19 protein-coding genes are annotated in these 23,056 nt (G+C 68.2%); 6 read left to right on the top strand and 13 right to left on the bottom strand.

Going from position 1 to position 23,056, the window contains the following annotated elements:
* Positions 1-6: 6 nt before the first annotated feature.
* The 4 genes from C8D78_RS13955 to C8D78_RS13940 form a co-directional block, all read right to left on the bottom strand.
* Positions 7-4,329 carry a Pls/PosA family non-ribosomal peptide synthetase gene (locus C8D78_RS13955; protein WP_120954480.1) on the bottom strand — a complete coding sequence of 1,441 codons (4,323 nt, stop codon included), beginning with the start codon at positions 4,327-4,329 and terminating at the stop codon, positions 7-9.
* Positions 4,330-4,344: 15 nt separating this feature from the next.
* The gene (locus C8D78_RS13950; RefSeq protein ID WP_120954479.1) at positions 4,345-5,796 is read right to left on the bottom strand and encodes an aspartate kinase; all 1,452 of its coding nucleotides are present in this window, start codon (positions 5,794-5,796) and stop codon (positions 4,345-4,347) included.
* A 95-nt stretch (positions 5,797-5,891) separates the two neighbouring features.
* Positions 5,892-7,163, bottom strand: coding sequence for a diaminobutyrate--2-oxoglutarate transaminase (gene ectB / locus C8D78_RS13945; protein WP_120954478.1), 1,272 nt, complete (start codon positions 7,161-7,163; stop codon positions 5,892-5,894).
* A 414-nt stretch (positions 7,164-7,577) separates the two neighbouring features.
* The gene (locus tag C8D78_RS13940; protein ID WP_341867120.1) at positions 7,578-9,002 is read right to left on the bottom strand and encodes an MFS transporter; all 1,425 of its coding nucleotides are present in this window, start codon (positions 9,000-9,002) and stop codon (positions 7,578-7,580) included.
* A 248-nt stretch (positions 9,003-9,250) separates the two neighbouring features.
* Here C8D78_RS13940 and C8D78_RS13935 point away from each other — a divergent pair, with 248 nt between their 5' ends.
* Positions 9,251-10,375, top strand: coding sequence for an LLM class flavin-dependent oxidoreductase (locus tag C8D78_RS13935; protein ID WP_120954476.1), 1,125 nt, complete (start codon positions 9,251-9,253; stop codon positions 10,373-10,375).
* On the top strand, positions 10,375-10,836 hold the full coding sequence (locus C8D78_RS13930) for a MarR family winged helix-turn-helix transcriptional regulator (protein ID WP_120954475.1): 462 nt from the start codon (positions 10,375-10,377) through the stop codon (positions 10,834-10,836). Before C8D78_RS13935 ends, C8D78_RS13930 begins: the two co-directional genes overlap by 1 nt.
* A 94-nt stretch (positions 10,837-10,930) precedes the next feature.
* On the opposite strand, the gene C8D78_RS13925 is transcribed toward C8D78_RS13930, so the two are convergent.
* The 3 genes from C8D78_RS13925 to C8D78_RS13915 all read right to left on the bottom strand — a co-directional run bounded on the left by C8D78_RS13925 (position 10,931) and on the right by C8D78_RS13915 (position 14,061).
* Positions 10,931-11,734, bottom strand: coding sequence for a transglutaminase-like domain-containing protein (locus tag C8D78_RS13925; protein WP_120954474.1), 804 nt, complete (start codon positions 11,732-11,734; stop codon positions 10,931-10,933).
* A gap of 71 nt (positions 11,735-11,805) precedes the next feature.
* On the bottom strand, positions 11,806-12,597 hold the full coding sequence (locus C8D78_RS13920; RefSeq protein WP_167467917.1) for a hypothetical protein: 792 nt from the start codon (positions 12,595-12,597) through the stop codon (positions 11,806-11,808).
* Between the two features lie 30 nt (positions 12,598-12,627).
* A complete protein-coding gene (locus C8D78_RS13915) occupies positions 12,628-14,061 on the bottom strand; it encodes a M20/M25/M40 family metallo-hydrolase (RefSeq protein WP_120954472.1) in 1,434 nt (477 codons plus the stop codon).
* A gap of 136 nt (positions 14,062-14,197) precedes the next feature.
* On the opposite strand from C8D78_RS13915, the gene C8D78_RS13910 reads away from it, so the two are divergent.
* Positions 14,198-14,872: a DUF1684 domain-containing protein gene (locus tag C8D78_RS13910; RefSeq protein WP_120954471.1), complete on the top strand. Its 675-nt coding sequence runs from the start codon at positions 14,198-14,200 to the stop codon at positions 14,870-14,872.
* Between the two features lie 4 nt (positions 14,873-14,876).
* Positions 14,877-15,362 (top strand): GtrA family protein, encoded by a 486-nt coding sequence (locus C8D78_RS13905; RefSeq protein ID WP_120954470.1) that lies wholly within the window; start codon positions 14,877-14,879, stop codon positions 15,360-15,362.
* 71 nt (positions 15,363-15,433) lie between these two features.
* On the opposite strand, the gene C8D78_RS13900 is transcribed toward C8D78_RS13905, so the two are convergent.
* From C8D78_RS13900 to C8D78_RS13880, 5 genes are read right to left on the bottom strand one after another with little or no spacing between them, the layout of a single operon-like run.
* A complete protein-coding gene (locus tag C8D78_RS13900) occupies positions 15,434-16,648 on the bottom strand; it encodes a cysteine desulfurase family protein (RefSeq protein ID WP_120954469.1) in 1,215 nt (404 codons plus the stop codon).
* An 8-nt stretch (positions 16,649-16,656) separates the two neighbouring features.
* The gene (nadC, locus tag C8D78_RS13895; protein ID WP_120954468.1) at positions 16,657-17,646 is read right to left on the bottom strand and encodes a carboxylating nicotinate-nucleotide diphosphorylase; all 990 of its coding nucleotides are present in this window, start codon (positions 17,644-17,646) and stop codon (positions 16,657-16,659) included.
* A 2-nt stretch (positions 17,647-17,648) separates the two neighbouring features.
* Positions 17,649-19,580 (bottom strand): L-aspartate oxidase, encoded by a 1,932-nt coding sequence (locus C8D78_RS13890; protein WP_120954467.1) that lies wholly within the window; start codon positions 19,578-19,580, stop codon positions 17,649-17,651.
* Complete coding sequence (nadA, locus tag C8D78_RS13885; RefSeq protein WP_120954466.1) at positions 19,577-20,881, bottom strand: quinolinate synthase NadA; 1,305 nt, start codon at positions 20,879-20,881, stop codon at positions 19,577-19,579. The genes C8D78_RS13890 and nadA overlap by 4 nt, the downstream gene beginning before the upstream one ends.
* On the bottom strand, positions 20,878-21,462 hold the full coding sequence (locus tag C8D78_RS13880) for an NUDIX hydrolase (RefSeq protein ID WP_244208408.1): 585 nt from the start codon (positions 21,460-21,462) through the stop codon (positions 20,878-20,880). Before C8D78_RS13880 ends, nadA begins: the two co-directional genes overlap by 4 nt.
* On the opposite strand from C8D78_RS13880, the gene C8D78_RS20075 reads away from it, so the two are divergent.
* Together C8D78_RS20075 and C8D78_RS13875 are read left to right on the top strand one after the other, a co-directional pair.
* Complete coding sequence (locus C8D78_RS20075; RefSeq protein ID WP_279629531.1) at positions 21,452-21,586, top strand: hypothetical protein; 135 nt, start codon at positions 21,452-21,454, stop codon at positions 21,584-21,586. The two genes, C8D78_RS13880 and C8D78_RS20075, sit on opposite strands and share 11 nt — an antisense overlap.
* Before the next feature lie 239 nt (positions 21,587-21,825).
* Positions 21,826-22,470 (top strand): maleylpyruvate isomerase N-terminal domain-containing protein, encoded by a 645-nt coding sequence (locus C8D78_RS13875; protein ID WP_120954464.1) that lies wholly within the window; start codon positions 21,826-21,828, stop codon positions 22,468-22,470.
* Positions 22,471-22,563: 93 nt separating this feature from the next.
* Here C8D78_RS13875 and C8D78_RS13870 read toward each other — a convergent pair whose 3' ends face one another.
* Entirely contained in the window at positions 22,564-23,037 is a 474-nt protein-coding gene (locus tag C8D78_RS13870) for an Lrp/AsnC family transcriptional regulator (protein WP_120954463.1), read from the bottom strand.
* Between the last annotated feature and the right edge of the window lie 19 nt (positions 23,038-23,056).

The following is a 23,056-nucleotide window of genomic DNA, read 5'->3' as shown; positions in this document are numbered from 1 at the left end:
CTCCCGTTAGGAACCCTGCAGCCCGGCCTTGGTCCGCGACGCCTTGGGTGTCTTGTGGCCTTCGTGAGCGATGTTGCTTCCGTGGGCGCTGTGGCTTCCGTGGCCTCCCCGGCGGCTTCCCCGCGAGAGTCGCAGCAGTCCACCGGACGCCGCGACAGCCTCCCGGTGGCGGGGCCCGCTGTGACGGACGCCGCTGGAGACAGCGGCCTCGAGGGGTTGGGGTGCAACGAGGCTCGTTGCCTCGCGCGCCGGGTTCCCGAAATATGTCGCATTCTCCGGGACGTCCTCGCCTTTCATCAGGAGGGAATCGGCTCTTAGCGTCGAGCCATCGTGCATCGTCGCCCCGTAGTTGATGAAGGCTTCCACGCCGAGGGAGCACCGGTTGCCGATCACGACGTAGCCGGACTTGAACGTCCCGTCCTCCATCGAGTGCCCCTGAATGTGGACGCCCTCGTTGAAGGTACAGTCATCGCCAATCGTGACCAGGGTCTTTTCCGGCATGTTCATGCCGGCGTCGTAGAGCCGCTTGCCCACCTTGACGCCCATCATTCGCCAGATCAGGGGCTTGAAGGGGGTCCCGTGGAGGGGCGCCAGGGCCAGCAGCTTCCAAAGGCGTTCATGCCGCCAAAAGTAGGGATCGTAGATGGAGCAGTACTGCGGCTTCAAACGACGGAAGCCCATCACCGAACGCTCCACCAAAATGGTGAACAGCGCGCGGAACACCACCAGGGCAAGCATTGCCCCCGCGACTGCCAGCACACCGAGGAAGCTGTGGGCCGACACGCCAACTGCGCCGGCGAGCGTGGCAGCGAGCACGATGACCCAGCGCACGGCCACGAAGAGCACCATGCTCACGATGTTGTACCGGTTCTTGGCCGGGAGGAGCCGGTTCATGGCGTCCGCGATCTTGAGTTCGTCGAACTCGGCGTCGCGCTGAACGGACCGGGGAATTTCGAATGCGGGCGAGCCCAGCAACCCCACGTCCCTCCGGAGCGGGCCGTCGATCGGAATCATCACCTTGGTGGCCAGGAGGCAGTTCTCGCCCGCACGCGCGCCGATCGGAAAGGTGATGCTGTTTCCCAGGAAGTTGTGGCCGGCGATGTGGACCCGCGAGAGCCTGAAGGACGAGTCGGTGTAGTCGGCATTCATGACGTTCAGGCCGTCTGACACCATGGTGCCTGTCCCTACCGAGGACAGGAAGGGCGACTCGTGGGCCAGCGTGGGGCCGAAGTTTGATCCTGTCTGCTGCACCTTGCCCAGGTCCCAGCCGAGGGCCCGCAGGTAGTGCACGATGTAGGAACTGTCGCCGAAGATGTCCTTGTACAGCCTGATGTTCGAGAGGCGGACGATCAGCCGATGGATCGAATAGTGCCAGCCGTAAAGCGGATAGACCACATCAGGCTTGAGGAAGCGGTTCAGCAAACGCGGAACGCAGATGACGCCCACCAGACCGAAGATCAGCCCGCCAATGAACACCAATAGGGTCACGGCCACAACATCGACGAAGAACGAGACGGCGCCCAATTGCAGGTGCCCGGAGTCGAGGTAGGACGGCAGGAACGCGGCCAGCCCGAGGACGGCTGCCGGAACAACCAGGACCAGACGGTTGAACAGCTGGAGCAGGCTGTAAGTGACGCGCCTGCGGGTGGTGCACTGGGCTGCCGGGACCCGCCGGTAATTGGCGCTGGCCCGTACGGCGGGGGACCCGTGCCACACCTCTCCCGCAGGGACGGCCTGGCCTGCCTGCAGCGATGACGCATGTCCGAGCTGGCTGTCATCGCCCATCGAGGTATGAATGTCCAAGGTGCACCTCTCGGAGACGAGGACGTTCCTGCCCAGCGTCACCGGGCCCATCTCGATGTTCCCCGCGAGCGCCCGGTAGCACAGGACCCAGGTGTCTTTGTGGATGACGGTATGGTCGCCGATGGTCAGCAGGTCCGGGCATGCGGGCACGTGGCGGTCGAAAATGACCACCCCCTTGCCGATCTTTGCGCCCAGGAGCCGAAGGTACACGACATAAATCGGCGAGCCGACGAACATCGCGAGTGGGTTTGCCCTCGTCAGTGTCTTGACGACCCAGAAGCGGAGATAGGCCACGCTCCATATCCGGATGCTGCCCGGCTTCCACCGCCCGACGAGGACCCATTTGGCGATGATCGGTGTCACGGACAGGACCACGAACACGGCGGCACCGAAACCCATGGTGCGAAGCCACATGTCAAGGAGGGTGGTTCCGCCCAGCGTCCATTCATAGCCGAAGACCAGGATCCAGGCGGTGTACATCGTGTAGCTCAGGAAGACCATCAATTGAATGACACCGCAGAAAGCGTATTGGAAGGAGCTCACCGGGCGCGCCGGTGCCGCGGGCGCAGGGCCGGGCTGCGGCAGGACCGGGCTGTCGACCGATTCGCTGTGCCGGGCCTCGAGGGCAGCGGCAAGCTGCCGTACCGTCGGGTTCTCGTAAATATCCTGCATGGCTGCCGGCGGCAGGGCGGTTTCTTTCCTGATGCGGGCGCAGAACCGCGCCATCAACAACGAGTCCCCGCCCAGATCGTTGAAGAAATGCGCGTCGGCAGAGACCTTGTCCAGATTCAGCACGGCGCCCAGCTGCAGGGCAAGGGCCGTTTCGGCGGCGGTCGACGGGGCGGTAAACGAGCCGGCGGACGCTCCGCTGATCCTGTGCTCCGGGCGCGGCAGCCGCTTCCGGTCCACCTTGTCGCTGGCCATCATGGGGAGGGCGTCGAGCTCTTCAAAATAGGCCGGAACCATGTACCCGGGAAGCCTGGTGCGCAACATCTGGTGGAGGTCACGGGCATCGACGCCCGCGACGTCTTGGCGGACGGTGTAGTAGGCGGCCAGTTCCAGCGTTCCGGGCTGCGGCTCAAAGGTCTGAACGACCGCCTGGGCAATTCCGGGGAGCTGCAGCAGGACCGATTCTATTTCGCTTAGCTCGATGCGGTAGCCGCGGATCTTGACTTGGGTGTCGATCCGGCCGAAGTACTCAAGCTCCCCGTCGTCGTTGACCCGTCCGAGATCTCCGGTGCGATATATCCGGCCCGAGGGATTGTTCCCGATTCCCAGGAAATCCGGCACAAACGCCCGGTCCGTCAGGTCCTGGCGGTTCACGTATCCCCGCGCGAGGCCCACCCCGGCAAGGCCTATTTCACCAGCTTCACCATGGGGCAGCACACGGCTCTCGCCGGGGTCAAGGATGACCGCCGAGTATGTCGGCAGCGGCACGCCGAGCGACACGGGCGTGTCCGGGTCCAGGACCGACCACGTGGCCGTCACCGTCGCCTCGGTGGGGCCGTAGACATTCAGGAAACGGCGGCCTGGGCGGTGCCAGCGCATGACGAGGTCCTTCGGACACGCCTCACCGGAGACCAGCAGGAACCGCAGGCCGGGCAGGTCTTCCTCAAGCGTGGCCAGAAGCGTTGGAACGCAGCAAAGAGCCGTGATTCGCTTCTCCTGCAGAAACTCCGCGAGCTCCGCACCCAGCAGGCTGGAGCGTCCCGGCTTTGGCACCAGGGTGGCTCCGACCATCCAGGCGACCCAGATTTCTTCCACCGAAAAATCGAAGGCGATCGTCATGCCCTGGTACACCCGGTCCGTGGGCTCAATGCCGTAGTTGTCTGAGGCCACCCGGACGAAATTGCAGATACTGGCCTGCTCCACCGCGACGCCCTTCGGCCGGCCCGTCGAACCGGAGGTGTAAATGATGTACGCCAGTTCATCCTTGGTGCCGCCATGGTCTCCAACGCCCAGGCGGGCAGTGTCCTGGGCGTCGGTCTGGGCCTGTACCTCATCAAGACACACCGTGACGGCAGCAACCTCGGGCACCAGGTCCCTCAGGTGTGAGAGTGAAAGGATCATTGCCGCATTGGCGTCTTCAACAATGTACTGGAGACGGTCCGGGGGAAATCCCGGATCCAGGGGAACGTAGGCGGCGTGGATCTTCAGGACGGCAAGCATCGCCACGTAAGCCCGCCACGGCTGGTCAAAGAGCAACGCAATGCGGTCGCCCGGCCGGGCACCGCTCACCAGGAGTTGCCGCGCCACCTGATTCGCCCGTTCATCCAGCTCCGTATACGTCAGGACAACGTCCCCGGCATCCACGGCGATCTGGCCCTCGAGCCCCTGTTCCAGCAGGCTGTCACAGCGATCCTCAAAAAGCTGTTCCAGGCGCTCGCCCTGGCGCCAGCGCGCGGACTGATCCGGCGCGGCCGACGTCAACACGGCTCCCCCGTCCACACCGCCAATTGTCGACATTTTTCCGCGCAACTCCGGGGGTCTGGTGAGGCTGTTGCCGATCCTCGCGGTCTTGCCCATCCTTTAGCTCCTTCGCTAGAAGTGGCGTGCCACAGCTCTGTCGTCCCGCGGGACGTGGGTCAAATCGCGGCCGGATATGGGAACCCATGTGCCGACCGGGGGGCCAACGGTGACTGTGAGGCTGCCGGCGCGGCCCGCCGTGGCGTCCTCGCCCGATTTGGTGATGCCGAACGCCCGGCGGACAGCACGTTCGGCATCCGCGAGCCTGTCGGTGTGTGTGACGGCCCCCAAGCAGGTCTCGGAGATGTCGACCAGATCCGGTTCGACGTCGGCGTCCGAAAGGGCTTTCAGGAAGGTGCAGAAGATCTCCGGGGAGGACCGCATGCCCAGACCGGTGACGGACACCCGGCCCACGTGGCTATCGTGCTGCAAACCCTGGAATCCTATGGTTCCCTTCGCGGCGTTCAGCACGGCCAGGGCCGGAACTGCCTGGGCTTCAGGAAGTAGCAGGGCAACGTCGGACCGGCTCGAGTCTGGGCCTGCCGCATTTTGGACTACTGTCTGGACGTCCGCCCCGGACCGGGACAACACCTCGAAGACGCGCGCGATGCTGTCAGGTTGGTCCGGAATTCCAACAACGACTATTTTCGAAGACGAGTTGACGCCCTCTACGCTGGTCACCAGCGCCTGCTCCCGCGCGGGCTGACGGCGTGACCGGCCATCAAGACCCGGCAGAATCAAAGTTCCCGGCTCCGGGACGAACGAGGACCTTACATGGATCGGAATGCCGAAGCGCCGGGCATATTCAACGCACCGCAGATGCAGGACCTTGCAGCCGGAAGCCGCGAATTCCAGCATTTCCTCGCTTGAGAGGACTTCTATCTTTCGCGCCGCCGGGACCACCCGGGGGTCCGCCGTGTAGACGCCGTCGACGTCTGTATATATTTCACACATGCCGGCCTCGAGTGCTGCGGCAAGCGCGACCGCAGTGAGGTCCGAGCCACCACGTCCGAGGGTGGTGACCCTTTTCCGCTTCTTGGTCCTGCCCTGGAAGCCGGCAACGATAGGGACTTCGCCGTGAGCCAAGCAGGTGCGGACGCGATCCGGCCTGACATCGGTGATGTGGGCCTTGCCATGAATGCTGTCGGTGATGAGGCCCGCCTCACTGCCGGTAAAGGTGCGGGGCACCTGGCCCAGTTCTGCCAGGGCGATCGCCAACAGTGCCGAGGACACGAGTTCGCCGATGCTCAGAAGGGCATCGAGGTCCACTGGAAGCGGCCGGGTGGATACCTCGGCGGCGAGGTCGCAGAGTTCATCGGTGGTGTCCCCCATGGCGGAGACCACCGCTACCACCCGGTATCCGTTCGCCCGCGTCTTGGCGATGCGCTCGGCCGCACGGATGATTCCCGCGGCGTCCGCCAGTGACGAGCCGCCGAACTTTTGCACAATGACGCTTCCCGGCGGAATCACCTCGCCCATTTCTTCTAGATCACAATCGTTGGCCTCTGTTGCCTTGCGGGTAGCCATTTCTCTCCCCGAAATCTGCATCGATTCTTGCGAGCGGTCTTTACCGCCGTAGAGGGCCTTCTGCACGGGGCCCGTCAGGGGCCCTGCGCGGATGCTCAAACAGTGGATACCAAAGGGACCGGGGCTCCGGTCACAAATTCTGCGGCTTCAGCGAGGATGTCGAGTCCGCGCCCCAGCTCGTCCGGGCTGATGGTCAGCGCGGGCATGGTCTTGAGGACCTCACCCTGCGGGCCGGAGGTTTCCACCAGCAGGCCCCGGGCGAACGCTTCAGCCGCAATCTTCTCCGCCGTATCGGGCGTGGGGTAGCAGACACCCGCCAGCAAACCCCGGCCGCGGACGGTAGCGCCGTCGACGCCTGCCGCGAGCCGCGCGAGTCCCTCGTGCAGCTGCGACACCAGCCCGGCGACTTTCAATTCAAATCTGCCGTCCTGCCAGTAGTGTTCCAGGGCAGCAGTTCCCGTCACAAAAGCCGGGTTGTGTCCGCGGAATGTCCCGTTGTGCTCGCCGGGTTTCCAAATATCGAGGCCTGGTTTGAACAGCGTCAGGGACATAGGGAGTCCAAAGCCGGAGATGGACTTGGACAGGCAGACAATGTCAGGGGTGATGCCCGCATCCTCAAAACTGAAGAAGGTCCCTGTGCGTCCGCATCCGGCCTGGACATCGTCCACGATCAGCAGGACGTCGTGTTGGCGGCACAGCTCCGAAAGTCCGCGCAGCCACGATGCCCGGGCGGCGCGGAGCCCGCCTTCGCCCTGGACAGTCTCCACGATCACCGCGGCGGGCTTGTCGAGGCCGGAGCCGCTGTCCTCCAGCGCATGCCGGAGCCAAAGGAAGTCCGGCGCCTGGCCGTCGAGGAAGCCGTCATAGGGCATGCTCGAGGTGTTCGTGAGCGGAACCCCGGCTCCCTGCCGTTTCATGGAATTCCCCGTGACCGCCAGTGAGCCCAGGGTCATCCCGTGGAAAGCATTGGTGAAGCTGACAATGTGCGGCCTGCCGGTCACTTTACGGGCCAGCTTCAGGGCCGCCTCCACCGAGTTCGTTCCGGTGGGGCCGGGGAACATGACTTTGTAGTCCAACTTCCGGGGTTTGAGAATCAACTCCTGGAAGGTCTCGAGGAAGCGCCTCTTGGCCGGCGTCTTCATGTCCAGGGAGTGGACAATCGATCCGGAAAGAAGGTAATCAACCAGCGGCCGCAGTAGCACCGGGTTGTTGTGGCCGTAGTTCAGGGCTCCGGCGCCAGAAAAGAAGTCCAAATACTCTCTGCCGTCTTCGCTGTAGAGCGAGCTGCCGGCGGCCCGGTCGAACACCGTGTCCCAACTGCGGCAATAAGAGCGAACCTCTGATTCTAAACTTTCAAAAATATCCATTGTCGGTGTCCCCCGTACTTCGGACGAATCAAGGTACCTGGGCGTGCACACAGCCCGGGCCCCCTATTGACGGGCATGGAAAGGAAGCCGCGCGGCAACTGTGGCGCGCTGGCCATCTTTTTCAATGAGCCCGTATTTTTCACCTATTTGAGGTTTTCTATTCATGACCTGGGCAGTTCAACTGTGGCTGCCCCACTACCTAACGGCTCTTATCGTAGTCTCAGGAAATTCACGGCACCTGAGTAGCGGGTACCTGTTTTTTTCGCCCGAAAGGCCGCAGAACTACCCGATTCGAGGGACGTCAGAGAGTCCTTCCGGCGCCTGTGTACTCGAAAACTTGGCGGCATCCGATCCGCCCGTGAACGCAGCGGCGAACGGTAGTGTCCTTAGTCCTGTTTGCCGCGGAATCGTGGGCTAATGCGCGCCGCTCGGTAGGGGTTCGACGGCGGCCGGGGCCCGGTCGGAGAACGCCAGCCGCGGCACCAGGACCAGGGCGGCGGCCGCGGCCAGGCCCGTCACTCCGCAGATGGTCCACACCGTGAGGTAGCCGGCCAGGGGTGCCGCGGTCTGCCCATCGCCTGGCACGGCACCGGCCTCGGCCAGCGCATGGCTGAGCAAAGCAATCCCGAACACCGCGGACGCGAACGCCCCGCCGACGGTCTTGGTGGTGTTGGTCAGCCCTGTGGCCATCGCGGTGCGGTTCAGCGGCGCCGCTGCGGCCGCGGCCGAGGGCAGCGCCGCCACCAACGCTCCGGAGCCGATGCCGGCGATCGCCATATTTGCCAGCGTCTCGGCGAGGCTTGAGTGAAACGGCAGGAACAACAGATACCCGACGCCCACGAGCGCCGCGGCGCCCACGAGGGTCCAGCGCGGTGTGAACCTGCGCGTCACGAGCGGATATAGCAGCGCCCCCGCGAGCAGCGCCAGCACGTAGACGCCGATGATGATGGAGACCTGCCCGGCGCGCAGCCCGAGGCCGTAGCCGTGCAGTGCGGGATCGGTCCGGGCAAAGGTGGACAGCGGAGCCTGGGCCCCCAAGACGGAGACTCCAAAGAGCCCTGCAGTCAGCTGGACCGGCCACATCGAGGGGTTCCGCAGCATCCGGATGTCTACGAGAGGGTCGGCCTGGCGCAGCTCGAACCGCGAGAAGGGAACAAAGACGAAGATGCCGGCGGCCACGAGCACCCACGGCCACCACGCGCCGGCTCCATTGAGCCTCATGAACGTCAGCCCGGAGGTGATGAGCAGCAGGCCGACGGCGAGCAGCGTGAACCCGCGGGTGTCCACCCGGCCGCCGCTACGTTCGACGGACTCCGGCACGCCGAACCGGATGGCGAACCAGCACGCGGAGACGGCCAGTGCGGGAACCAGGAGCACCAGCTGCAGCTGACCGGCGAAGACTTCCACGAGCGCTCCGGCCGCGAGCGCGCCGGCGATGACCCCGAACTCCAGCGCGCCTACCAGGATGCCGGCGGCGCGCCGGGTGCGGGCGGCGCCGTCGGGAAGCTGATGGACGCGGCTGAAGACGAGTGCGATTTCCAGCGGGAGCCAGACCACATAGAAGCCTTGGAAGGACCAGGCGGCCAGGAAGGTCCAGAAGTCCGGGGCAAGCGCGACGCCCCAGGATGCCGCCGCCGTAACCAGCGTGGAGACCAAAAGAACCCTCCGGTGGCCGTACATGTCGCCCAGCTTTGCCAGGACAGGCACCGCCAAGGCACTGACCATCAGCTGGGCGGCTTCGAACCAGTTGACGTCGGCGTCGTGGATCCCCAGGTGCCGGGCGATGTCGGTGAGGATGGGCGTGTAGTAGCCCTGCAGGATTCCGCTGGTCAGTTCCACCAGACACAGAAAAGCTACGACACGTCGCATGGGGGCCTTCCGGGCGGGCGGGCACCTGACGGCCAGCCGAATGATTGCATCCTAGGCCCGCGCGGCGCCGCGGGCGGGAACCTGGCGGGCAATTCGCCGGGAAGGCCGGGGAATATTCGGCGGCGGCGGACGTTACATGCTTCGATACATGCAAATGCATGTAAATCGCGTATAGTGGAATCAGTTCCCGGATTAGACCGGCCACGGAAAGGCACATCATGCAGATCGGCGTCTTCAGCGTCAGCGACATCACCACCGACCCCACCACAGGGCGTACCCCCACGGAGCACGAACGCATCAAAGCGTCCGTGGCGATCGCCAAGAAGGTCGAAGAGATCGGCATGGACGTCTACGCCATCGGCGAGCACCACAACCGGCCCTTCTTCTCCTCCTCCCCCACCACCACGCTGGCCTACATCGCCGCCCAGACGGAACGCATCATCCTGTCCACGGCCACCACGCTGATCACCACCAATGACCCGGTGAAAATCGCCGAGGATTTCGCCATGCTTCAGCACCTCGCCGACGGCCGCGTGGACCTGGTCCTGGGCCGCGGCAACACCGCCCCCGTCTACCCCTGGTTCGGCAAGAACATCCAGGACGGGATCGAACTGGCGATCGAGAACTACTCCCTGCTGCGCCGGCTCTGGGACGAGGACACGGTGAACTGGTCCGGCAAGCACCGCACCCCGCTGCAGAACTTCACGTCCACGCCCCGCCCGCTCGACGGCGTCGCCCCGTTCGTGTGGCACGGCTCGATCCGCACCCCGCAGATCGCGGAAGTGGCCGCGTACTACGGTGACGGCTTCTTCGCCAACAACATCTTCTGGCCCAAGGAGCACTACCAGCAGCTGATCGGACTCTACCGCGAGCGCTACGAGCACTACGGCCACGGCAAGGCGGACCAGGCCATCGTGGGCCTCGGCGGCCAGTTCTTCATGCGGAAGAACTCCCAGGACGCCGTCAAGGAGTTCCGGCCCTACTTCGACAACGCCCCGGTCTACGGCCACGGCCCCTCGCTGGAGGACTTCACCTCGCAGACGCCGCTGACAGTGGGCAGCCCGCAGGAAGTCATCGAAAAGACCCTCACCTTCCGCGAGTACTTCGGCGATTACCAGCGCCAGCTGTTCCTGATCGACCACGCCGGTCTGCCGCTGAAGACCGTCCTGGAGCAGCTGGACCTGTTCGGCGAAGAAGTGCTGCCGGTACTGCGCAAGGAATATGCCGCGCTCAAGCCGGCCCATGTCCCCGACCCGCCGACGCACGCCGGACGCGTGGCCGCCGCCATGGCAGCCCGCACCGCTGACCCCTCGGCGGCAGAGACCGCCAGCCAGGACGCGTGATGCACGCCAAGACCACGGAATCGCCGGTTCGCCTGGCCGCGGAAACCTGGGAATCCCTGTTCCGTGCCCAGGTGGCGGTGATGCGCAGGCTCCAGGCGGCGCCGGCCTTCAAAGCCCTGGCGCTCAACGAATACGACGTCCTCTTCACGCTCTCCCGCTGCCCGTCCGGTTGGCTGCGCCTGAACGAGCTCAACGACAACGTCCTGCTCAGCCAGTCCAGCCTGAGCCGGCTGGTGGAGCGGCTCGAAAAGCGCGGATTCGTGGAACGGACACCGGCCCCCGAGGACGGCCGCGGGATCCTCATCCGGCTGACCGACGCCGGCAGGGAGCTGCAGAAGCAGATCGGCCGGGAACACGTCCGCGACATCGCCGCGCTGGTGGGCCCGGCCCTCTCCGCCGCCGAACAGCAGGAACTTCTGCGGCTGACCGAGAAGCTCCGCGCCGCGGTAGCCGCGCGCTGACGCGGTGCGACGACGGCAGGTACCGGCTGGGCTCGGCCGGGCTCGGCCGGGCTCGGCCGGAGCCCGGGTCGGCCGGGCCAGGCCGGTTCGGCAGCTAGTGGAGGGCGACGAGCTTCGCCGGGTCTTCCGCCGGCAGCTCGTCGACCACCGCCGTGACGCTGATTTCCTTCAGGGACAGGCTGCCGCCCACTGTGGACAGGAATGCGGTGTCCGAGGAATCCCGCCCGGCCGTGATCCGCAGCATGCTCTCCCGCGGCGCCAGTCCCGTGGCGTCGATGACGTGCCAGGCGCCGTTGATGTGCGCTTCGGCCACCGCGTGGAAGTCCATCGGGGCAAGGCCGGGGGCATACACGGCGGCCAGCCGGGCCGGGACGTTCTTGGACCGCAGCAGGGCGATGGCGAGGTGCGCGAAGTCCCTGCAGACACCGCGGCGGTGGAGCAGCGTTTCAACGGCGCCGTCCGTGCCCCGCGAGGATCCGCTGACGTAGCGCAGTTCGCTGAAGACCCAGTTGCGGACGGCATGGAGCAGCTCTTCGCCTTGGAGGCCGCCGAACTCGGCATAGGCCGTCGGCAGCAGCCGGTCCGACTCCGCGTAGCGGCTGGGACGCACGTAGCGGATCAGCTCCATGAGCCCCGGCTCCTCGGGCAGGGCCAGGCCGGTCACCGTGGCGGAGTACTCAACCAGCACCTCGGTGGGGTCCGCGAATTCCATGTAGTGGAAGCGCCCGCCGTGGTGGTCCGAGAGCTCGGTCAGTGGCACGTCCTCCCCGGCCGCGGTCACCGTGAGCGACTCCTGCAGTGTGCCGTACCCGGCGTTACGGGCCACGGCCACGGCCAGCGCCACCTTGGTCTCGGCGGCGGTCTTGAAGGCCAGGCGGGCGGCTACGGCGCGTTCCATGTATCTCCGGGGGTGAGGTGGTGGCAGGAAGAAGTCGCCGCCGGAGGCCCGGGGATGTGCGGGGGGCGGGACTAGTTTTTGATCTTCAGAGACATTAGCATCCGCTGGACGTCGGCGAATTCGGACCCGTCGTTGACGTACTTGGCCGCCTGGCCGAGGGTGTCGAACGCCTTCGCGGGGGCGATTTTCTGGTCCGGAGCAAGGGGTTTTAGCACTGTCAGGTCCCCAAACGAATAGTCACCCTTGCCGGCCGGGCCACGGACCACATTCTGCAACGCGCAGCTCTTCCCGCCGGTGCCGCCCACCAGGTTGGTAATGCCGTAGGAGCCGAAGTATTTGTAGCCCTGGATGACCCGGAACACGACGTGGGGGTCGATGGTTCCCGCTCCGCCGCCGTGCGGCAGGTCAACGGGCACGCTGCTGACCACGACGTAGTTCCGTGCGGCCCCGGCCGGGCAGGCCGCGGCCGGCTGCGGGGGGCGGCCCGTTTGCAGGGTGGCGAGGTACGCGCCCTGAGAGTCTTTGACCACGATTTTCAGCGCGCCCGGCAACGAACCCGGATCGGCATCGACGGACTGGACGATCCAGTCCTGCGGCACCTCAAAACTGACGGTCTTGGCCGGATCGGTGAAAACCTTCCAGGCCGCGGCGGTGGAGCCCGGGGCTGCGGATGCGCTGCCCGGCGCCGTCGGGGAGGGGGTGGGGGCCGACGTCGCGCTTCCTGCCCCGCTGCTGCCCGCAGTCCACACCGGCGTCCCCTTCCCGCCGCTGCTGCACCCGGCAAGGGCTGCCGCCGCGAGCGCGAGCGCAGCGACGGTGCGCAGGGTAGCGCCTGGGGTTCTGGAGGAGGCCAATCCAGTCATGGTGACAGCGTAGCCGGGGCCGGCTCCGGCTCAGAGCCTCCGCATCAGTGTTTCGTAGAAGCGCACGCCCTGGCCCAGCGTCTGCAGGGCAATTTTCTCGTCAACGGCGTGGATGGAGCCCCTGGCCGCGACGTCCATGCAGAACGGCGCGAAGCGGTACACGGCCGGGCAGATGCCCGTGAAGCGGCGGGAGTCCGTGCCGCCCATCATGATGTAGGGGGTGATGATCGCCTCGGGGAACACCTGCCCGATGCAGTCCGTCAGCAGGTCCCACTGGGGTCCGGATGACGGGGACACCGGCGAGGGATCGTTGCCTTCCACGACCCGCAGCTCCACTTTCGGGTCCCGGATGATTTTCCGCAGCTGTGCCATGGTTCCCGCGACGCTCTCCCCCACCGCGATCCTGATGTTGGCGTTCGCCTTGGCCGTGGCGGCCAGGACGTTCGCCCCGGAGCTGCCTTCGAGCGTCGTGATGGCCACCGTGGTGCGGGTCATCGCGTTGGTCTCGTTGCCGAGCCGGCCGAAGAGCCAGGTGATCGGCCGTCGAAGCAGCGCCACGTTGGCGAACGCGGCCCGCAGCGGCGCGGGTGCGTGCGGGCCGAAGCGGCGCAGCATCTCCTCGGTCACGTCGGGTAGCGATTGCGGGAACGGGTTGCGCTCGATCCGGGTGATGGCGCGGGCAAGCCGGGCTGTCGACCCCATCCGCGGCGGCGTGGAGGCGTGCCCGCCAGGGTCCCGGGTCAGCAGTTCCACGTCCAGGATCCCCTTTTCGGCCACCCCCACGACGGCGGCAGGCCGGCTCACGCCGGGAAAGGCGCCGCCCGCGACCGCGCCGCCCTCGTCCAGCACGAGCCAGGGCTTCACGCCGCGGCCGGCCAGCAGGTCCGCGGCGGCTTCCGCGCTGTCGCCGGCCGTCTCCTCGTTGTTGCCGAAGGAGAGGTAGAGATCGTGCGCCGGCGCGTAGCCTGCCCGGAGCAGGCTCTCGGCCGCCTCCAGGATGGCCACGAGCTGGCCCTTGTCATCAAGCGTCCCGCGGCCCCACAGGAAAGTGCCGTCGTTGTGGCCGGAGAACGGCGGCTGCGTCCACTCCGCCGGGTCCCCGGCCGGGACGACGTCGTAGTGCGCCATGAGCACGGCCGCCCGCTCCTGGGCCGCCGGGTCCTCCGCCCGGTCCTCCGCCGGGGCGGTGCCCGGCCAGCGGTACAGGAGTGCGTGGCCGTTGACGAGCTCCAGTTCGAGGGCAGCATGGACCGCCGGGTACAGCCGGGGCAGCGCGGCGATGAAGGCCTCGAACTCGGCTGTCTCGACCGCGCCCGCCGCCCGGGAGGACACCGTCCGGTAGCCCACGAGCTCGGCAAGGGACGCCGCGGCGCGCGCGGCGCTGCCAGGGGCGTGGGCGGCGGACTTCGAGGACTCGGCGCTGTCGAGGGAGGCACCGGCGGGGTTCGGCAGGGGGATGCGCATGGGCGAAAGTCTATGGCCGGACGGCACGCAGGACGGGGCAATCCGCCGCGGGTCCGGCGCGGTGCTGTAGCGGCCGGTTCCGGGGCCGAAAACCGGCGCAGAAAATTGGCCTTTGGAAAGCGGATACGCTGGGGGCATGGCCGAACAGCACTTTGACGGATCGCATTTTGGGGAACAGGGCGACGTGGCAGGCATGTCGGCGCTCGATATCGCGGACTGGCGGCTGCGGACCTTTGCCCTTTACGCCACCACGCGCAAGATCGCCGCGGACAGCCCGGCGGAGGCCCACTCCTACTGGCGCCAGGAGCGGGACCGGATGTTCGGCACCCACCCGGCTTCGGCGCTGACCGCGGAGGCCAAGGCCAGCTTCGGCGGCCTGAAGACCGCGGACTATGATCCGATCTACCGTTTCTACGTGCCGCTGACCCCCGAGGGCGCCGGACGTGAGATGAACGTGGAGACCGGGACTGACGGCCTGGTCCGGTTCGTCCGGCTGGGCACCTTCGACCTGCCCGAGATGGGGCAGCTCGCGGTCTGGAAGCTCCGGGGCTACGGCGGGGGTATTTTTGTGCCGTTCCGCGACGCCACCGCGGGTCAGCCGGGCGGCAGTTACGGCGCGGGACGCTACCTGCTGGACACCATCAAGGGGGCGTTCCATGGCGTGCGGGGCTCCGGACCCAACGCCGAGTTCGTCCTGGACTTCAATTTCGCCTACAACCCCTCCTGCGCCTACAACGAAGCTTGGGCATGTCCCCTGGCGGGTCCGGCGAACCGGCTGGCCGTCGACATCCCCGTCGGCGAGCTGTACTGAGCGGATGGAGCCCGAGCTCACACAGCAGGCCCCTGCCCCCGCCGTCGTCCACGGCCCCAAGTCCCGGCGGCACCGCGGAATCCTCCGCTACCCCGTGGTGCGGCAGCTGATCCGGTTCACCGGCGTCGGCGTTGTCTGCACCGTGACGTCCCTGGCGCTGTACGCGTTCTCCCGGCCCTGGTTAGGTTCCCAGCCGGCAAACGCGACGGCCCTGGTCCTGACCTCGTTCATGAACACCGCCCTCAACCGGCGCCTGACGTTCAAGATCACCGAACGCCGCCGGATGAAGCGCGACCACCTCAACGGCCTGATCGTGATCCTCGTGGCGCTGCTGATCACCGGCGGCAGCCTGGGAGTGCTGCACTGGCTCCGGCCCGAGGCCACGGTGGCCGATGAGCTCTGGACCACCACACTCTCCGGCTTCGCCGCCACAGCCGTGCGGTTCACGATGCTGCGGCACTGGATCTTCCGCCGCGCCCGCCACCGCTAAGGACGTTGCTCTTCCATTTATGGCTGCTGTGGACTCCCCGGAACAGCCATAGGTGATAGCGCAACGGGGGTTCAGGTGCCGAGGGCCCGGATCCCGGCGACGGCGGTGCGGACCGCGGCCGCCGCCTCCTGCAGCTCCGCTGCCGTGATGGTTCCGTCGAAGCTGAACCGCACCGCCGTCTGGGCGACCTCCGGCTCGATCCCCATTGCCAGCAGGACGGGCGAGGGCGCATCCGAGCCCGCCGCGCACGCGGAACCGCTCGAGCAGACCACGCCCTGGCGTTCGAGGTCCAGCAGAACGGACTCCCCGCTGGTGCCCGGGAAGCAGAAGGACGCCACCGAAGACAGCCGCTCGGTGGGGTGGCCGGTGAGGACCGCACCGGGCACACCGGCCAGCACGGCCGCAATGAACTCGTCCCTCAGCGCCGCGACGCGTGCGGCCGGGCCCGACGCGGGGTCTGAAGCCGGGTCCGGCGCCGGGTCCGTCGCAGGGTCCGAAGCGGGGTCCGACGCCGGGCTGCGGGCGAGGGTCAGGGCCGTCGCCAGCGCCACGGCGCCGGCGACGTTTTCGGTGCCCGACCGGCGGCCGCGTTCCTGGCCGCCGCCGTGGACCAGCGGTTCGAGCCGAAGCCGGCCGCGGACGAACAAGGCGCCGCTGCCCTTGGGCGCGCCCAGCTTGTGGCCGGAAAGGCTCAGCGCGTCCACACCCAGCACGCGGGTGTCCAGCGGCAGCCAGCCGGCGGCCTGGACGGCGTCCGTGTGGAACGGGATCCCCCGGGCGCGGGCCAGCGCCGCGAGCCGGGCGACGGGCTGGACCGTGCCGACCTCGTTGTTGGCGTACATGATGCTGACCAGTGCCGTCCGCGGGCCCAGCACCGAGGCGAGGGCCTCCTCCGTGACCTGCCCGTAGCGGTCCACCGGGATCACGTCGACGGCGAAGCCATGGACGCGTTCGAGATACCTGGCGGACTCCTCCACCGCGGGATGTTCGACGGCGCTGATCGCCACCCGGTCCAGGGCTGGATCGGCGGCGCGCCGGGCCAGGGCGATGCCCTTGACGGCCAGGTTGTCCGCTTCCGTGCCGCCGGAGGTGAAGACGATCTCCCCGGCGCGGCAGCCCAGCGCCTTGGCCGTGGCAGCCCGGGCCCCGGCGAGCGCCGCGGCGGCCGCGTCCCCCAGCGAGTGATGGCTGGACGGGTTGCCGAACTCGCCCGTCAGGTAGGGCCACATGGCCTCCAGCACCTCGCGGCGGACCGGGGTGGTGGCAGCGGCGTCGAGGAATATCACGGTACCCCTTAGCCTGCCGTCGGATCGGTGCCGGGGCGCCCCGCCGCGGCGCCACTGAACTCAACCTCCGGATCGGCGTCGGGCCCGGCCGCCAGGTCAATATCGAGGCCAAGGTCCAGGGCCGTGACGCTGTGCGTCAGGCCGCCGATCGAAATGACGTCCACCCCCGCGGAGGCAATGTCCGCCACGGTGGCGAGGCTGACGTTGCCGCTGGCTTCGACGCGGGCCCGGCCGTCCACCAGCCGGACCCCGGCCGCCAGTTCGGCCGGGGAGAAGTTGTCCAGCATGATGGTGTCCACCCCGGCGGCGAGTACGGGCTCGATCTGCTCCATGGTGTCCACCTCCACCTCAAAGTGCGTCGTATGCCCGAGCTGCGCCTTGGCAGCGAGCAGCACCGCCGTCAGCTTCGCGGGATCTCCCCCGGTCAGGACGGCCAGATGATTGTCCTTGGCCAGCACGGCATCGGAGAGGCTGAAGCGGTGGTTGGCGCCCCCGCCGCAGCGCACGGCGTAGCGTTCGAGGACGCGCAGCCCGGGCGTCGTCTTGCGGGTATCGGTAATCCGCGCTCCGGTGCCGTCCACAAGCGCGACAAACTCGGCTGTCTTGGTGGCGATGGCGCTCATCCGCTGGACCAGGTTCAGTCCGACGCGCTCGGCCAGCAGCACCGCGCGGGCGTTCCCGGTCACCCGGGCCAGGGCGGTTCCGGCGGCAAAGGCCTCCCCGTCGCGGACCAGCAATTCGACGACGGCGGCCGGGTCGGTCAGCTTCATGGCCGCGGCAAAGACCTCTCCGCCGCTCAACACGCCGGGAACGCGGGCATTGAGCACTGCAGTGGCGCGGGCATGCGCGGGAATGAGGGTCTGCGAGGTGATGTCGCCGTAGGGGGCGTCCTCCTGGAGCGCCGCGCGGAGGACGGCCAGGACGGCTGACTCCGGCAGGCTTCCGGCGAGCGCCGCGGTGCGGGAGGGCACGGTTTGCGGGGCGGCGGTTGCTGTCATGGCTAGATCCTTTGCATGGAGCGGGCGGCGGCCGGGTGTTGGCGGCCGGAGGTCAGTGCCGCGGTACCGGGCTGCCGGGCAGTCCCTGCGGCCTGGGCAGTGCGGTCTGGATGGGCAGTGCGGTCCGGATGGGAGGTGTCCGCAGGCCGCCCGGCGGTGTCTGCCCGGTAGTGGGCGCCGACGGACTGCGTGCGTTGCCGTGCCGCCGCGACGAGAAGTTGCGCTGCCAGCAGCAGGTTCCGGTCCTCATGGGCATCCTGGCAGAGCCGGACGCCGTGGCTGGCGCCGTCTCCAGCTTCAAGTTCCCCGGCCTCAGCGTCCGTAGCTTCAGCATCCGTAGCTTCAGCGTCCGCGGCCTCGAGTGCGGCTGCCCACTGCGCCAGTTGGGCTGCGGCGGCGTCGAGCTCAGCGCCGGTGCGCGTCACCCCCGCCGCCGAGGTCATGAGCCTGCCCAGGGCCGCGCGGCTGAACGGCGCCCCGGCTGCGCCGGTAGCCCCTGCCCGCGGAACCGCCACGGGCAGGACAAGGCTGCCCGGGTGGACGTCCTCGTGTGCCGGCGCCGGCCAGGCTGAATCCGGCACGGGCCCGCGCAGGAAGTCCTCGACGGCGCGACGGCCGAACACGAGGCCTTCCAGCAGGGAGTTGCTCGCGAGCCGGTTGGCCCCCTGGGCGCCGGTGCGCGCGACCTCGCCGGCGGCATACAGGCCCGGAACGGACGTGCGGCCCGACAGATCGGTGCACACGCCGCCCATCCAGTAGTGGGCTGCCGGGGACACGGGCACCGGTTCGGTGGTCCAGTCGTAGCCGGCGGCCACGGTGGCGGCGGTGATGGTCGGGAACCGCCGGGCCAGGAAGCCCTTGCCACGGGCGGCCTCGATGCCGCGGGCATCCAGGTAGACCGGGCTGTCCGGAGCGGCCCCGGTGGCGGCCAGGTGCAGGGCGATGCTGCGGGAGACGACGTCGCGCGGGGCGAGTTCGGCATCGCGGTGGTAGCCGGGCATGAAGCGGTAGCCTGCGGCGTCCAGCAGCACCGCCCCTTCGCCGCGGACGGCTTCGGAGATGAGCAGGGCCGGCGGCCCGCCCGGGATTTCCTCGGCGGCGAGCGTGGTGGGGTGGAACTGGAAGAACTCGAGGTCCCGCACCGCGGCACCGGCGCGCCAGGCCAGCGCCACGCCGTCGGCCGTGGCCACGGCCGGATTGCTGGTGCGGGCAAACAGCCGGCCGGCACCCCCGGTGGCGAGCAGGACGGCGTCGGCCACCAGCTGCCGGGGCCGGCCACCGGCCAGATATGCCACGCCGGTGACCCGGGCCGGCGTCGGCGTCAGACCGGGCTGTGACCGGGCCCCCGGGCGGACGTCCGGTTCGGTCAGGACGGCCGGTGCGGTCAGGACGTCCGGTGCGGTCAGGAGGTCGGTGACGAAGGCGCTGGTCTCCACCCGGAGCCGGCCGTGGACGGCGCGGTCCAGGACCGCGCGTTCCAGGACGGCGGCGACGAGGCCGCGGGCGATGCGGGCACCGGTCGCGTCCCCGCCGGCGTGCAGGATCCGCGGCGCCGAATGCGCCGCCTCGAGGCCCAGGGCCGGTCCGCCGTCGGCACGCAGGTCGAACCGCACGCCGTAGCGGCCCAAGCCGGCGATGTCCCGGACGGCCTCCGTGCACAGGACCCGGACGGCCTCGGCGTCGTTCAGCCCGGCGCCGGCGGCGAGGGTGTCGGCGATGTGGGCCGCCACGGAATCTCCGGGGGCGGCGTCCTCCGGCGCCAGCACGGCGGAGACGCCGCCCTGGGCGTAGAAGGTGTTGCTCTGCTCCAGCGTCCCCTTGCTCAGCAGGACAACCTCGATGTCACGGCCGCTGTCCGCGGCGGCGTCGGAGGCGAGCAGCGCGGCGTAGAGCCCGGCAATCCCGCTGCCGACAATCACCAGCCGCCTGGTCACGGCCGCGCCGCCAGCATGCGCTCCAGGGCCACCTTTGCCGGGGCGGCGACGTCCTCGTCCACCGTGATGCGGTTCACCACCTCGCCCCGGACCAGCGCCTCCAGCACCCAGGCCAGGTACCCGGGGTGGATGCGGTACATCGTGGAGCAGGGGCAGATCACCGGGTCCAGGCAGAAGATGGTGTGCTGCGGGTATTCGGCGGCCAGCCGGTTGACGAGGTTAATCTCGGTGCCCACGGCGAAAACGGTGGGTTCCGTGGCGGCGGCGATGGCCTTGCGGATGAAGTCGGTGGAACCGGCGGAGTCCGCGGCGTCGACCACCTCCATGGGGCATTCCGGGTGCACGATCACCTGCACGCCGGGGAACTCGGCCCGGGCCTTGGCGATCTGGCCGACGTTGAAGCGCTTGTGCACGGAGCAGAAACCGTGCCACAGGATCACGCGGGAGTCCTGCAGCGCCTGCTCGTCGTTGCCGCCCAGGTCCTTGCGCGGGTTCCACATGGGCATCTGTTCCAGCGGCACGCCCATGGCTTTGGCGGTGTTGCGGCCCAGGTGCTGGTCCGGGAAGAACAGCACGCGCTGGCCGCGCTCAAACGCCCACTCAAGCACCGTGGCGGCGTTCGAGGACGTGCAGACGATGCCGCCGTGCTCGCCGCAGAAACCCTTGAGCGCGGCCGAGGAGTTCATGTAGGTGACCGGGATGACCGGGACCCGGCCGTCGGCGTCGGGCTCCGTGCCGAAAAGCTCCTCCAGCTGTTCCCAGCACTCGGTGACCGAGTCGATGTCCGCCATGTCCGCCATGGAGCAGCCCGCGGCGAGGTTGGGCAGGATCACGGCCTGGTCCGGCCGGGACAGGATGTCCGCGGTTTCGGCCATGAAGTGCACGCCGCAGAAAATGATGGCCTCGGCGTCGGGCCGGGTCAGCGCCGCATTGGCGAGCTGGAAGGAGTCACCCACGAAGTCGGCATATTCGATCACTTCGTCGCGCTGGTAGAAGTGCCCCAGGACGACGGCGCGGTCCCCCAGCGCCGCTTTGGCGGCACGGATCCGGGCGTCGAGTTCGGCGTCGCTGGCCAGCTTGTACTCCTCGGGCAGCTGTCCCTGCCGCGGGGTCGACGCCGGGGCGACGTCGGCGGAGGACGCCCCGGGGCCGTAGGCGGGCGTTCCGGCGAGGGCCTCCGCGAGGTCGAAGTCCCACGGGCCCCGGGCCAGGGCGGGGCTGCAGGTGTTGGCTGCCGCGCCTGCCGTGGCGGCGGCCTGCTCGCGCGTGATCAGCTGGATTGCCGTGTTGACGCTGCTCATGGTGTGCTCCTGTTGTCTGGGTCAAGGCCGGGGCGGCCGGTGAAGCGGTAGAGGCGGGGCGGGCGGTGTTTGCCGCCTTGAAGGTATTGATCGGTTTCTTCGATTTCCGGGGTGGCTTTGACCTGCCGGCGGAAGTTGGCGGGATCGAGCTCCCGGTCCAGGACGGCCTCGTAGACTTCCCGGACCTGGGCGAGGGTGAAGTACTCGCCCAGCAGGTGGTACGCGATGGATCCGTAAGCCATCTTGTTCCGCAGCCGCCACAGGGCGTAATCGATGATCGCGTTGTGGTCGAAGGCGAGCTCGCCGAGCCGGTCCGCACGGAACCAGCGCACGTTTTCTGATTCGTCTGCGAGCGCGGCCTCCGTGGGTTGGACCAGCGCCCAGTACACGATCGAGACGACGCGCTGGGTGGGTGAGCGGTGCAGGCCGCCGAAGGCGTATAGCTGCTCGAGGTAGTTCGGGGCCAGGCCGGTGGTCTCGCGCAGGTTCCGCGAGGCGGCGTCCTGGAGGGATTCGGCGTGCGTGAGCGGGCCGCCTGGCAGTGCCCAGAGCCCCTTGAAGGGTTCACGGATGCGGCGCACCAGCGGGATCCAGAGGGTGGGACGCCCGGACCGCTCGCTGGGACGCAGCGCGAAGATCACCGTGGAGATGGCCAGCGACGGCGGAGCGAGCTGGCGCTCCGAGACGTTGGCTGCTGCGGTGTAAACGGTGATCCCCCGCCTTCCTGGGCCCCGGACGGGTCCCGCGGTGGGGCTGCCCGGACGGCTCCGGCCCGACCGCCGGATTAGTTATAGTCAGAATGACTAGAACTAATGATACGACTGCGCCGTCCGGGCGCAAAATGTTTCAGGTCACACGGGCGGCCCCGGGCTTTCGACGGCCGCGGAGCCCGGCTTGCGGTCCGGGCTTGTCCGCGGGTTCCGGCAGCGGTATTAATCGGGGCTATGGACGCGGAAGATGTGGATCCGGGGGCTCGGGATGCGGCAGCAGTCAGGACCCGTTACACCGGAGCGGCGCAGGCATTCCTGGAGCTCGCCGGGCAGATACCCCGCCAGGCGTGGTCGCTGCCGGCACTGGGCGTCTGGGATGTCCGGGCACTGACAGGCCATACTAGCCGCGCCCTGACAACCGTGGAGACCTATCTCGCCACCCCTGCCACCGGGGAGTTGGTGGCCGGTCCGGTGGGCTACTTCCTGGCCGTCCGCGGAGCCACCTCGCCGGACGCGATCGCGCTCCGGGGCAAGGAAACCGGGGAAGCCCTGGGCGAGGACCCGGCCGCTGCGGTGCGGGAGTTGGTCCACCGCGTCACCGCCCTGGTCCGGATCACGCCGGACGATGCCCGGGTAGCCACCCCTGCCGGGGCCATGGCGCTCATCGACTACCTGCCGACCCGGACCTTCGAGCTGGCCGTGCACACCCTGGACCTGGCGCGTGCCGTGGGGCTCCCGCCGCCGGCTTCCCTGGCACCGGCGGTCGCGGCCTCCCTGGAACTGGCCGGGGCCATCGGATCCCGGCTGCCGTCCGCCGGCGAGCTCTTGCTCTTACTCACCGGCCGGTCCGGCCTGCCGGGAAACCTAAGCGTCGTCTAGCCCACGGCGGACGTACCGACCGCCGGCGCACCCGCCGGGCGCATCGGCCCGGCCCACCGGCCGGGGCTGTCTGCCCGGCTGCCTGCCGGGCTGTCACTTGCCCGCGGCCGCGGCTTCCAGCAGCGGCAGGGTGCGTCCCTGGAAGTGGGTGTTGAGGACGATCACGGAGGAGGACCGCAGGACCGTCCTGGTGGCGATCATCGCGTCGAGGACGCGCTGGAGGTCAGAATTGGAGCGCGCGGCGATGCGGGCCATGAGGTCCGAACTCCCTGAGACGGTGTGGATCTCGATCAGTTCGGGGATCCGTGCCAGGGCCTCGACGACGGCGTCGTGCCCTAGGTCCTGGTTGATCGTCAGGGAACAGAACGCCACCACCGGGAAGCCGAACTGCGCCGGATCGGGGTGCGGCACCCACGAGCCGATCACACCGGCGTCCTGCATCCGGTCCAGCCGCGCCTGCACGGTTGCGCGCGCCACCTTCAGCACCCGGGAGGCCTCCAGGACCGACGCCCTGGGAGAATCCGTGAAAAATCGGACAATTTTTGCATCCAGCGGATCAACGTCCATGGATTTTTCCTTTCCAAGC

This window comes from Arthrobacter oryzae, from assembly GCF_003634095.1.
Taxonomy (GTDB): Bacteria; Actinomycetota; Actinomycetes; order Actinomycetales; family Micrococcaceae; genus Arthrobacter; species Arthrobacter oryzae.
This window is presented reverse-complemented; position numbering and strand designations above follow the sequence as displayed.